This window comes from Pseudomonas antarctica (genome assembly GCF_001647715.1).
GTDB classification, from domain to species: Bacteria; Pseudomonadota; Gammaproteobacteria; order Pseudomonadales; family Pseudomonadaceae; genus Aquipseudomonas; species Aquipseudomonas antarctica_A.
Genome location: NZ_CP015600.1, coordinates 4,374,721 through 4,387,225, shown reverse-complemented (window position 1 = coordinate 4,387,225; position 12,505 = coordinate 4,374,721). Strand labels below are relative to the sequence as shown.

The following is a 12,505-nucleotide window of genomic DNA, read 5'->3' as shown; positions in this document are numbered from 1 at the left end:
CTACCGGTGCTAGTATCGGACACTACTTGAGTGTATAACCGATGGACACATCGCATCTTGCTCTGTTTGTTGAAACAGCCCAGAAGGGTAGTTTTGCCGCTGCTGCCCGTAGTTTTGATATCGATCCTTCAGCCGTTACTCGCGCCGTCACGACGTTGGAGAAAAGTTTAGGTTTACGCTTACTTGAGAGGACTACACGTCGAGTAGCTTTGACTGAGGCAGGTAAAATTTACTACGAACATGCACGAAAACTGCTTCAAGATCTGGCGCACGCCAGTGATCAAGCTCGAGACGTAGTGGGCAGCCCAGCGGGTATAGTACGCGTGACTGCTTCAGTGACATTTGGCTACAGAGTTTTAATTCCTTTGTTGCCTGCCCTGAGGGAGTCATACCCGGAAATTGAGGTGGATTTGTTGCTGTCCGATACATTGGTTGACTTGGTCGGTGAAGGTGTCGACATTGCGCTACGTCTGCGCCAGCCGACGGACACCTCAATGATTGGCACGCGACTGGCTAAAATTCGCTATCACGTATGCGCCAGTCCTGAATACCTTAATCGCCACGGTCGACCTATTCAGCCTTCTGAACTTGCCGTACATAACTGTCTGCGCTGTTCGGTTCACGGTCATCTTTCCCCGTGGAAATTTCGTGACGCATCGGGAAGGGTCCAGGAAGTGAGCGTAGATGGTTGGTTAGTCGTTTCCAATTCACTGGCAATGCATCGGGCGGCATTGGATCATCAAGGGCCTGCGTTGCTTGCCGATTGGATTGTCAAAGAGGATTTGGCGGCCGGAAAGTTGATTAACTTATTTCCGAACATAGAAGCCACGCCCACGGACTTCGATAACGTACTTTGGCTGCTCTATACCTCCCGTGTATATGTTCCCAAGCGAGTTAGAGCATTCATTGAGTTTATGAAAGATAAAATTGGAGAGTATGTATAGCTCTGATGCTGGTGTTCGGGGATGCGTCTGTGGCGTCAAGGAAGGTCAGTGTCTAGAGTTTTTGATGAGTCACAGGCTTGGCGCTGAACCAGTAATGTTGCCATAGCATCTGTAACGTTATGAATTTATTGATACTTTTCAGTGTGAGCGATGTGGCAGAAAGCTTCTTGTTGACTTTTATAGACGCCCAGTCTATTAATTTTAAACGGCAGGCTCGGCAGCCTTTCCTCGCAAGCGAGGCTGCCCATTGACGATCGATGCGGGTTAACGAGAAACGCGAATCACGCTTATCCCTGCTGCTGCCCTCATGGAGTAGAGGGTGTAGGCAACTGGAGTTGCCGAAATACTCAAATCGGTACGGTCTCTAAAAGGTCAGTCTGGTTGAGTGGAGCCATGAGCTGTGATGACCTCATGTGAAATTTTCAAGTATTAAATTGATGTACGTCTGGATCGTGTGCTGGGTGCTGCCGAGCCGCTGCCGCTGCTGCAGATACGTTTCAGGTGCTTGAAGTGTTGTTTTTTTACCGTTTTATAGACGATAGGTCTAATAAAATTCCACGCTATCAAACTCAGCGTGCGGGTGATCTAGCTTCTGGCTACGCGTTCGCCAATCCCAGCGAGCGCATTTCGAGCTAATCCTGATCAACCGGTTGCCACACATGAGCTGGGCAACGAAAGAAATACTCAAACGCCGGCCACGAACTATCAGCAGAGGTAAGAATAAAAATGGAAACCCCACACAGTATTCCACCCAAAAAAGGACCTCTGGACGGCATCACCGTCCTGGACTTCTCACGCGTGTTGGCAGGCCCATACTGCACAATGGTCCTTGCCGATCTAGGTGCTCGTGTGATCAAGATAGAGCGGTTGGCTACAGGAGATGACACACGAGCGTTTGGGCCTTTTTTGGAGCAGGAGTCGGTCTACTTCATGTGCTTCAACCGCGGCAAGGAAAGTATCGCGCTAGACATTAAAAGCCCGAGAGACCGTGACCTGCTTGAGCGTCTACTGGGACAGGCAGATGTGCTAGTTGAAAACTTTCGGCCAGGCGTAATGGAGCGATTGGGCTATGGCGCCGAACGCTTAGCGCAAACTCATCCACATCTCATATATGCCTCTATCTCAGGCTTCGGACAAACAGGACCATTCAGCAGTTTGCCTGGCTACGATATGGTGGTTCAGGCGATGGGTGGAATCATGAGTCTAACAGGGTGGCCTGATGCGTCACCTGCGCGTGTAGGTACAAGTTTTGGTGATCTGAGTGCCGCTTTATTCGCTGTTATCGGCATTGTGTCATCGCTTTATAAAAGAACTCAGAATGCTCAAGGAGTGCGTGTTGATATCGGCATGCTGGATTGCCAAGCCGCCCTTCTAGAAACGGCACTTGCACGATTCGATACGGAAGGTAAGGTCCCTACGCGGACGGGTGATAGCCATCCATCACTCGCACCCTTTGAGACCTTTGCCGCGCTCGATGGTCGTTTTGTTATTGCTGCGGGAAATGATCAACTTTTTCTGCTGATGGCAGATGCACTGGGAAATCCACAGCTGGCGCTGGACCCTCGCTTCATAACGAATGACCTGCGCTGTCGTAATCGTCATTTGTTGGTACCCGCTATAGAAGCGATTACGGCCCACTCACCGATTGCACACTGGAGTGAGCGTTTGAATGCAGCGGGCGTTCCTTGTTCACCGCTCAATACGATTGATCAACTCTTCGATAATCCTCAATTAGACGCGCGAAATATGATTATTAAAGTCCAGGGCGCTGCGGGACGCCCTGTTAGGACTGCGGGGAATCCGATAAAGCTCAGCGGTTATAGGGATATTGATGGCTCAGTTCCAATAAGGGCTCCAGCACTGGACGAGCACAGAGAAAAAATACTGGCTGAACTCATGTCGCAGACCGGAGACTATGCCCCTGCTGTTTAAATTCAAGGTCAACGTTAATTAAAGAAGTCAGTTTAAGTGCCATGACTGATATTCGAAGTCTACTTATTGCTAACGAGGTACTAGAAATGTCAACTTCATCAACTCCAAGTGTGTCGACTGGTAAAAAATCACCGCTTCACGTGTCCGCGCCATTAAATGAGGCGGGAAGTAACGTTGACGCTTTTTCTAAGCTCCAGTATGAAACGATTTTGGTTGAGCGCCGTGGGCGTGTCGGAATAATTACCTTAAATCGGCCGAAAAGTTTGAATGCGATCAACGTGCTAATGTCACAAGAGGTGGTGTCAGCATTGAGAGGTTTTGACGCAGATGAAAACGTGGGAGCGATCGTCATTGTGGGCAGTCCGCGAGCTTTTGCTGCGGGTGCGGATATTGAAGAGATGGCTGACAAAACAATGGTCGACCTGCAAAATCAAGATATTTTTGCGGCCTGGCAAGAACTACTTTCTATTGGTAAACCTATCGTTGCTGCTGTCAGTGGTTACGCGCTGGGTGGAGGTTGTGAGTTAGCAATGATGTGTGATTTCATTATTGCAGCGGAGGACGCTCATTTTGGCCAGCCTGAAATTAAACTCGGGATACTCCCCGGTATTGGCGGCTCTCAACGTCTCACCAAATCGGTCGGTAAGGCATTGGCGATGGATATGATACTTACGGGCCGATCTATAAATGCACTGGAGGCGAAGGCCGCTGGATTAGTGTCAAGAATCGTACCTTCCTCGGAGTTGCTGCAAACAGCGTTAGAAGCGGCACATACAATCGCGGGCTACAATTTGCCCGCGGTACGCATGGCCAAAGCGGCAGTCAACCGTGCGCTAGAGGTCGGTTTGACCGAAGGTGCATTGCACGAGAGAAGGCTTTTCCAAGCCGCCTTTGCAACGGATGGACAAAAAGAAGGCATGCAAGCATTTCTGAGTAAGCGTGCGCCTGTTTTCCGCCACCGTTAAACCGTGATCGTCCGATCCTAAGACGGTCCAGCATGGCCTTCTTAGGATCGAAGCAATGACGTATCACAGACGTTTTCACCCATCGATTGACGTACCTGCGTATTTAGAGCCGACGCGGGTGATCTCGTTTTTGATTAGAGCGCTCAGTTTAGGTCAAATGCCTATTTTTCTTGCAAGCTCTTAAGACGACGAATTGTTTTCGGTTGTTTGCAGTCTGTTTTTTCAAATCATCCTGCCCTGCTTCATGGCGTCCAGATCTTATAAACGAAGCCTCAAGGGTGGCGCATTTATTATTTATGTTTCTGAGTATCAGCCTGTGTTCTGGGGCGGGGGATCAGCGCGAGCACCTCAGTATTTCATAAGTAATTGTCCATCTCAGCATATGCCATCGCAAATGTAAATAATCAACCCTGTACTGCAGCGGTAGCACATTTTGGATGGGGCGTTGTTACTTCATTAAATTGCCATGGTTAAGAAAGTGGTGTTGTGCGCTCTTTGTAGTGCCGACTCCTTCGTTTTTTGCAATGATCTCTTGAGCGTTTTCATATAGAACGGTCACCTCTTTATCGATACTTTTAATGCACCCAATCACGAGGTGCCACCCCATGAGCTCTAGAGAAACGACCCGCATCGCAAACGAAAATAATGAATTCGAAGGAACAAACATGCCCATTTTCTCAAACACTAAAAGATCTAACGATAAAACTTTTTTGTCGGCTTTTCCCCGTGGCGCTGCGTTGGCAGCGTTTATGGTGATGAGTAGCTTAAGCACGTTAGCGTCAGCCGCATCTGCCTTTACGGTATCAAGTCCTGACTTGGCGTCGGGCCAATTCGACAAAGCCTATCTGCTCAATGGCTTTGGTTGCTCGGGCTCCAACGTTTCGCCAGCAATCCAGTGGTCAAATCTGCCGGCCGGAACAAAGTCTGTCGCGCTGCAAGTCCAAGATAAGGATTTGCCTACGGGTAGTGGTTTCTGGCATTGGGCGGTGTACAACATTCCTGCCTCAGAAACAGGGCTTGCCCGGGGTGCTGGTAGCGCTGGTGGCAAGCTGCCAGTGCCCGCGTCAAATGGTACTAACGATTTTGTTGATACCGGCGCTACAGGTGCGAATGGAAACTACGGCGGCCCATGCCCACCGCTGGGGGACAAACCACATGCTTACGTTTTCACGGCTTACGCCTTGTCTGTTGATGATATCGAAAAAGCCGCAGGCATTCCAAAAACAGCGAGCCCAGCGATTCATTCATTCTTTTTGAATAAAGGGCTAGGTGACAAAGTTTTAGGTAAGGCTAGTTTCACTGCTTACTATGGTCGCTAGTAAGACGTCGGCGTCGATATCTGTTTTTAGCTAAAGCAAATCAGCTGCGCACCAGGATTATAGTCATGCTGGTGCTTAGCTGATTTTTTACGTTTTTATATGGACAATGTAATGAAAAAGCTTCGAATTCTTTGCTTGCATGGCTATCACGGAAGCGCCGATATCATGCAAAACCAATCTAATTCGCTGGTAAGCGAGCTGAAAGAACTGGCTGACTTTATTTATTTGGATGCCCCCAGCCTTGCTGAGGGTGACCACGGTTGGTGGCATGCTATAGAGGCAAGTAATAAGGTTAAGGGGGCCGGTGTGCATTCCACACCGGTGAGTTATAAAGGGTGGGCAAAAACCTATGAACATATAGTCTCGTTTTTTAGAGACAATGGGCCATTTGACGGGGTTCTGGGTTTTAGCCAAGGGGCGGCGCTTACTGCTTTATTGGTTGGGCTTCGCGCGCCGGACGGCATTATTGGGGCGCAATATCCTCTTGCTTTTAATTTTGCAATTTTGGTGGGTGGTTTTTTCGCCAATGACCCGCTTCTACAGAGTCTCTATGAAGCAAAAGACAGTTACGACCTTCCTTCGGTGCACATAATTGGGCGTGCGGATTTTATAGTCCCGCTGCGTTATTCCTACGAGGTGTCGGCCCTCTTTAAGAGGCCCTTGGTGATAGAACATAATGGCGGTCATGTCATTGATTGCTCCGAAAGAACCAGACTTCAGTTAGCGTTCTTTTTGAAGGAGCAACTAGATCAAGTGAAGCGTCTAAGCGATCGATCAAAATAGCCAATGCCACTCTGTTGATTGAACGGCAAGGTTGTTGGGGTAGGGCGTTAAATTGTATCGGCTCGCGCAGCCCTTTTAGGTGGGCCAGGCAAAGCCTTCATTAACCGTTGGAGTGCCACCAAAATATGTGTCGGCACAGGCGCCCGGTGGGACAGTGCGCCAGTGCATACGCATAGCAACCGTTTAAACGGTTCCGGTGTCTTCGACTCTGCTCGCCACCATCGCAGAAGCAATATCCCACGTCTGCATTAGCTGTGTTATCGCGGCATCAAGGGTGGTGTGTGTCACTTTATCGCGCGCCAGGATCGAAACGCCTTGCAGGAAGCTGTCAAACACCGTCGCCATCACCGGTGCTTCAAGCGTGTCCGGGAGTTGCCCGGCGCGGATTCCGCGCTCAACACACGCCACGATGCCCGCCCGCGTTCGTGCGCGCGATTGCGTCAAGGCATCCGCCACCCGCGCATTTTCAGGGCTGGGTGCGCTCATCACGCCCAGCGCCACCATGCAGCCCTTGGGGTGCCCGTCCTCACACTGCATGCGTGCCGACTGGCGCAGCGCGGTTTCGATGGCCTGGCGTGGAGCCAGGTTTTCGTCCCACAGGCATTCGGTGACCTGGGCGTAGGTCGCGAGGTAGCGCTGCACGCATTCATCGAACAGTGCCTCTTTGGAGCCGAACGCCGCGTAAAAACTCGGCGCGGAGATACCACCGCCCAGGCCGGCCTTGAGCTGGGCGAGTGAGGTGGCGTCGTAGCCGTGCTCCCAGAACAAGTGCAGGGCCTGCTCCACGGCCTGGTCACGGTCAAAATTACGCGGGCGGCCCATCTGTGCCATTTCAAGAGTCCTCTGGATTACGAGATAAATACTAGTCGATACATAAGTCGTTGACAATGCATCACGCCTACCTGCAACAGTTGTATCGATCAGTATTTAAGTGGCTCAAAAGGAGTTTCCCGTGACCCCCTCACTCAGCTTATCCGCGTCGTCCGAGCGCCTGCCCATTGGCGCCTTGCTCGCCCTGGCCATGACCGGCTTTATCTGCATCGTCACTGAAACCCTGCCCGCCGGCCTGCTGCCGTTGATCAGCGAAGGCCTGTCGATTTCCCCTTCGGCAGCCGGGCAGATGGTCACCGCCTACGCATTGGGCTCCGTGCTGGCGGTGATCCCCATGACGATTGCCACCCGGGGCTGGCGTCGGCGTAATGTGTTGTTGCTGACCATTGTCGGCTTCCTGCTGTTCAACTCCATCACTGCGCTGTCGTCCCACTACGGCGTCACCCTGGTGGCGCGTTTCTTCGCCGGTGTGGCGGCGGGCTTGGCCTGGAGCCTGCTGGCGGGTTATGCCCGGCGTATGGTCGCGCCGGAGCAACAGGGCAGGGCGCTCGCATTGGCCATGGTCGGCACACCGATTGCGCTGTCGTTGGGCGTACCGCTCGGCACGTGGCTGGGGGGGCTGGTGGGCTGGCGCACGACGTTCGGCCTCATGTCGGCGCTAACCTTGGTGCTGATTGTGTGGGTGCTGGCGAAAGTCCCGGACTATCCGCCGCAGGCGGCGCATCAGCGTTTGTCGCTGGGTAAAGTGCTGACCACGCCCGGCGTGCGGCCGGTGCTGGCGGTAGTGATCAGTTGGATGCTGGCGCACAACATTCTGTACACCTACATCGCTCCGTTCGTGGCGCCTGCGGGATTGGCCGATCGGGTCGATCTGGTGCTGCTGGTATTTGGCATCGCTGCGTTGGTGGGGATTTGGCTGACGGCAAAATTGGTCGAGCCGCTATTGCGCAAGACCGTACTGGTGAGCCTGGCGACATTCGCGCTGGTGTCTGTGGTGTTCGGTGTGTCGGGCAGCGTGCCTTGGGTGATTTACCTCGACGTGGCTGTGTGGGGCTTGAGCTTCGGCGGTGCTGCCACGCTGCTGCAAACCGCGCTGGCGGATGCCGCCGGGGATGGCGCGGATGTGGCGCTGTCGCTGAATGTGGTGGCGTGGAACAGTGCGATTGCCGGCAGCGGCATAGTGGGAGGGGTGTTACTTGATACGTGGGGTGTCGCAGCTTTTCCATGGGCCATGGTGGTACTGATTGCGCTGTCGTTTGCGATTGCCTGGTGGTCCAGTGAACATGGTTTCAAACCGGGAGCTCGTGGTACCGGCAAGCCAGTGGTGGAAGGCCATTGATACGGTTGCTGAGCACAGCTCATCAATAACCTGCCAAAAACTCGGTAAACTTCCGGGCAGACGTCACCACCGCCCAGGACACTGACATGCAGATCAGCCGCGCCAACCTTGCCGACTTCGTGCTCTTCCTGGCCATTGCCCGGCATCAAAGTTTCAGTCGTGCCGGCCTGGAGGTGGGGATCAGTGCATCCGCGCTGAGCCATGCCATCAAGGGGCTGGAAGCCCGCCTCGGTGTTCGCTTGTTGAACCGTACCACGCGCAGCGTGACGTTGACGGCTGCGGGTGAGGAGCTTCACAGCGTCATCAGTCAGCCTATGGATGACATCGGCCAAGCGGTGGAAGCGCTCAATCGTTATCGCGACGAGCCCACCGGGCGCATCCGCCTGAACCTGCTCAGCGATGCCGCTGACTTGCTGCTCGGTCCGGTGTTGCCGGTGTTCAACGAGCGTTATCCCGACATCCAGGTCGACCTTACCGTCACCAACCTGCTCGTCGACGTGATTGGCGCAGGGCATGACGCGGGTATCCGCTACGGCGGTACGGTGCCGGAAGATATGATCGCCCAGCGGTTGTCTGCAGATATTCGCTGGGTGGTGGCGGGTTCTGCCGAGTATTTGCAGCAGTTTGGTGTGCCGCAGCATCCCAATGACCTGCTCAACCATCGCTGCCTGCGTATTCGCCTGGGCAATGGCTGCATGTACGACTGGGAGTTCGAGAAAGGCACCGAGCAATTGGCCGTTGCGGTGCCCGGCCCGATCACCCTGGATGAAACGCGTGTCGGCCTGTCGCTGGTTCGCCACGGAGCAGGGCTGATGTATGCGCCCGAACCGGCGATGGCGCCTCTGGTGGCGCGTGGTGAGGTGGTTCGGGTGCTGGATGATTGGTCCAGCGTAGCGCCCGGGTTTTATATGTATTACTCCAGCCACCGGCAATTGCCGATGGGCTTGCGACTGCTGATCGAGCTGATCCGAGAAATGCAGCCGCTGGGCGCGTAAATCAGCACAGGGTGCCCCACCTCTACAGTAATTGCTGAGCAGCACTCATCAGTACATCCCGATTTCACCCGGTATTCATCCTTCGCTGCGTTCATTAGCGTGACGCAATGTTTTAGCGAGGAAATACTCATGAGCGTTTCATTCCAAGATCAAGTCGCGCTGGTCACTGGCGGAGCGTCCGGGATCGGCTTGGCAACAGCGAAGGCGTTTGCGCACGCCGGTGCAGCCGTCGCCATTGCCGACGTCAACGCGCAGGCTGCACGCGCCGCCGCCGAGGTGTTGGTGGGCGCGGGTTATCAAGCGATCGGTATCGGCTGCGATGTCTCGGACATTGATCAGGTGCACGCTATGGTCAAAGAGACCGTCGCCACGTTTGGCCGGCTCGACGCGGCATTTAATAACGCAGGGATCCAGAACGTGCTGGCAGAAATCGCCGATGCCAGCGTTGAGGATTACGACCGGGTAATGTCGGTCAACCTGCGCGGCGTCTGGAGTTGCATGAAATTCGAACTGGAACAGATGCGTCGACAGGGCAGCGGCACCATCGTCAACTGTTCGTCCTTGGGCGGGTTGGTGGGGGGGGCGGAGCGGGCCAACTATCATGCGGCCAAGCACGGCGTGATTGGATTGACCAAAAGTGCGGCGCTTGAATATGCCGCGAGAAACATCCGCATCAATGCGGTGTGCCCCGGCTTGATCTGGACGCCCATGGCCGACCAGATGGTCGCTGCAGGTCAAGGCGAAGCGCTGAAGGACATGGTCAAGAGCATCCCCATGGGCCGTCATGGTCGCCCCGAAGAAATCGCGGACGCCGTGCTCTGGCTCAGCAGCTCCACTGCCAGCTATGTCACAGGACAGTCCATTTCGGTGGACGGTGGTTTTGTCATGCGTTAGGGCAGGCCTCAAACCGCAATTGCAGCGCCCGCCATTGCACCACAAGGAGTACCGACTCGATGCCCCAGCCCGTCCTTTCCAAAACGGCCTCGCTACTGTTGTGCGTGCTTGGACTGTTCCTGTTGCTGGGCGGGCTGTGCCTGTTAGGCGGCGGCGCCTATCTGATGGCCCTTGGTGGTTCCTGGTACTTCGCGCTCGCGGGCATCGGCCTGACGGTCAGCGGCGTGCTGTTGATGCGTCGCCTCCCGCAAGGCGCAGTGGTTTATCTGGGCGTGTTTATCGTCACCATCGTCTGGTCGTTATGGGAGGTGGGCCTGGACTTCTGGCCGCTGTTTTCACGGCTGGTAGCGCTCGCGGTCTTGGCTGTGTTGGTACTCGTTGTCAGTGCGCCTCTGCGCAGGAATGTTCGACCTGCCGCCTACGCCGGTGCGGCGGTATTGACACTCTGCCTGGCGGCCACGGTCTACATGGCCTTGCAGCCACAGCCGATCCAGACGGCGGAGGGCGTGTCCGTACCCTTCGCCGGAAGGGCGGTCGGTCGCGTAGAGCCGGCGACGGATTGGCGTTACTTTGGGCAAACGCCTTCGGGGGCCCGGCATGCGCGGATAAACCAAATCACCCCGCAGAATGTTGCCGGGCTGCAAGTGGCCTGGACCTACAGGACCGGTGAAATTCCAACTGGCAGGCAAGGTCATGTGGTCACGCCGCTGCATGTGAATGGTGTGCTCTACGGCTGCACGCAGTCCAGCCAGTTGTTCGCCCTGGATGCCGACACCGGTCAGGAAATCTGGCATCACAACCCGCAGGTACAGGCGAACAACGTTTACCCGCGTTGCCGTGGCGTGGGGTATTACGACGCGACGCACGATGCGCCCACTCAACAGGATGAAGCCTGCACGCGCAGGGTGATTGCGACCACCGTTGACGCGCGCCTGATCGCAGTGGACGCGCAAACCGGGCAAGCGTGTGATGGCTTTGGTGAAGCAGGCAGCGTCAGCTTACGCATCGGTATGGGCAATGCCGATCAAGACCTTTATTTCCCCACCGCAGCACCGACCGTGGTGCGTGATCTGGTGGTGGTGGGTGGGCTGGTTTGGGATAATCAGAAAACCGGCGAACCCTCCGGCGTGGTTCGCGCTTTCAATGTGCGCACCGGAGCACTGGTGTGGGCTTGGGATTTGGGCAACCCGGCGATTACGCGTGAGCCACCCGAGGGCCAAACCTACACGGCGGGTACGCCGAATGTTTGGTCGACGCCAGCTTTCGATGAGGCCCTGGGCCTGATCTATCTACCGACGGGCAATGCCACACCGGACTTTTGGGGTGGTCATCGCACCGAAGCCGATGACCGCTACTCATCCTCTATTGTTGCACTGGACATTGCCACCGGCCGCGAGCGCTGGCGTTTCCAAACCGTGCACCACGACCTGTGGGATTACGATGTGCCGTCGCAGCCCTCGCTGTATGACGTGCCGGATGGCAACGGCGGAACGCTGCCGGCGTTGATCCAGACCACCAAGCGCGGACAGATCTTCATGCTCGACCGACGCACCGGCACGCCGATTGCGCAGGTGCAGGAGCAGGCTGTTCCCCAAGGGGGTATGGCTGACGACCGGACCTCGCCGACCCAGCCGTATTTGGTGGGAATGCCTTCCATCGGCACACAGCCGTTGAGTGAGAAACGTATGTGGGGGCTCACACCGTTGGACCAGTTGGTGTGCCGCATTGAGTTTCGCCAGTCGCGCTACGAGGGCGAGTTCACGCCCCCCAGCGAACGACGGACTCTGCAGTACCCGAGCTGGCTGGGCGGCATGAATTGGGGCTCCGCTTCGATCGCCGAGAACCTCGGCTACATGATCGTCAACGATACGCGGGTAGCGACCTGGAGCCGGATGATCCCGCGCGCCGTTTATGATGAAAAAGCGCTCAGCGGTGGTGGTCACGAAGGCAATGCGCCCCAGGCCGGCACGCCATGGGGCATCGAACAAGGACGCTTCCTGTCGCCCTTGGGCATCCCGTGCCAGGCCCCGCCTTACGGGACCATCAGCGCGTTGGACCTGGCCACGCGCAAAGTCGTCTGGTCGATGCCATTGGGCACCACTGAACAAACCGGGCCGCTGGGCATTGCTACCCACCTGCCCATGCCCATCGGTATGCCCACGCGCGGCGGCCCCGTGACTATCTCCAGTGGCTTGGTCTTCATGGCTGGCACTCAGGACTTTTACATTCGCGCCCTGGATGTGCGTACCGGCAACGAACTGTGGAAGGGCCGTTTGCCGGTCGGCGCAGAAGCGACCCCCATGACCTATATTTCGCCCAAGACCGGGCGCCAGTTTCTGGTCATCAGCGCGGGCGGCAATTCGGCAACCGCACGCAAAGGCGACTACGTGGTGGCCTTCGCATTACCGACGCCGATGATGAAGCATTGAGACGTCGGCACTAAGTCATTAAAGAGTGGGAAGGGGGCAGCACTAATAGGCCTTGCGACGGTCAATAAACCTCG

10 protein-coding genes are annotated in these 12,505 nt (G+C 55.5%); 9 read left to right on the top strand and 1 reads right to left on the bottom strand.

What is annotated here, in order from left to right; translation table 11 throughout:
* Positions 1–41: 41 nt before the first annotated feature.
* From A7J50_RS19870 to A7J50_RS19850, 5 genes are all read left to right on the top strand, one after another.
* On the top strand, positions 42–944 hold the full coding sequence (locus A7J50_RS19870) for a LysR family transcriptional regulator (protein WP_064453346.1): 903 nt from the start codon (positions 42–44) through the stop codon (positions 942–944).
* 726 nt (positions 945–1,670) lie between these two features.
* Positions 1,671–2,876 (top strand): CaiB/BaiF CoA transferase family protein, encoded by a 1,206-nt coding sequence (locus A7J50_RS19865; protein WP_064453345.1) that lies wholly within the window; start codon positions 1,671–1,673, stop codon positions 2,874–2,876.
* 41 nt (positions 2,877–2,917) lie between these two features.
* Positions 2,918–3,841 (top strand): enoyl-CoA hydratase-related protein, encoded by a 924-nt coding sequence (locus A7J50_RS19860; RefSeq protein ID WP_237140858.1) that lies wholly within the window; start codon positions 2,918–2,920, stop codon positions 3,839–3,841.
* 605 nt (positions 3,842–4,446) lie between these two features.
* Positions 4,447–5,160: a YbhB/YbcL family Raf kinase inhibitor-like protein gene (locus tag A7J50_RS30855; protein WP_208604441.1), complete on the top strand. Its 714-nt coding sequence runs from the start codon at positions 4,447–4,449 to the stop codon at positions 5,158–5,160.
* A 111-nt stretch (positions 5,161–5,271) separates the two neighbouring features.
* On the top strand, positions 5,272–5,943 hold the full coding sequence (locus A7J50_RS19850; protein ID WP_064453342.1) for a hypothetical protein: 672 nt from the start codon (positions 5,272–5,274) through the stop codon (positions 5,941–5,943).
* Positions 5,944–6,126: 183 nt separating this feature from the next.
* Here the strand turns inward: A7J50_RS19850 and A7J50_RS19845 are convergent, their stop codons facing one another.
* Positions 6,127–6,774 carry a TetR/AcrR family transcriptional regulator gene (locus A7J50_RS19845; protein WP_064453341.1) on the bottom strand — a complete coding sequence of 216 codons (648 nt, stop codon included), beginning with the start codon at positions 6,772–6,774 and terminating at the stop codon, positions 6,127–6,129.
* Between the two features lie 121 nt (positions 6,775–6,895).
* Here A7J50_RS19845 and A7J50_RS19840 point away from each other — a divergent pair, with 121 nt between their 5' ends.
* From A7J50_RS19840 to A7J50_RS19825, 4 genes are all read left to right on the top strand, one after another.
* Positions 6,896–8,113 (top strand): MFS transporter, encoded by a 1,218-nt coding sequence (locus A7J50_RS19840; RefSeq protein WP_064453340.1) that lies wholly within the window; start codon positions 6,896–6,898, stop codon positions 8,111–8,113.
* A gap of 86 nt (positions 8,114–8,199) precedes the next feature.
* Positions 8,200–9,108, top strand: a complete 909-nt coding sequence (locus A7J50_RS19835; protein ID WP_064453339.1) for a LysR family transcriptional regulator — start codon at positions 8,200–8,202, stop codon at positions 9,106–9,108.
* A 129-nt stretch (positions 9,109–9,237) separates the two neighbouring features.
* Positions 9,238–10,002, top strand: coding sequence for a glucose 1-dehydrogenase (locus A7J50_RS19830; RefSeq protein WP_064453338.1), 765 nt, complete (start codon positions 9,238–9,240; stop codon positions 10,000–10,002).
* Positions 10,003–10,061: 59 nt separating this feature from the next.
* Positions 10,062–12,431 (top strand): membrane-bound PQQ-dependent dehydrogenase, glucose/quinate/shikimate family, encoded by a 2,370-nt coding sequence (locus A7J50_RS19825; RefSeq protein ID WP_064453337.1) that lies wholly within the window; start codon positions 10,062–10,064, stop codon positions 12,429–12,431.
* Positions 12,432–12,505: the final 74 nt, after the last annotated feature.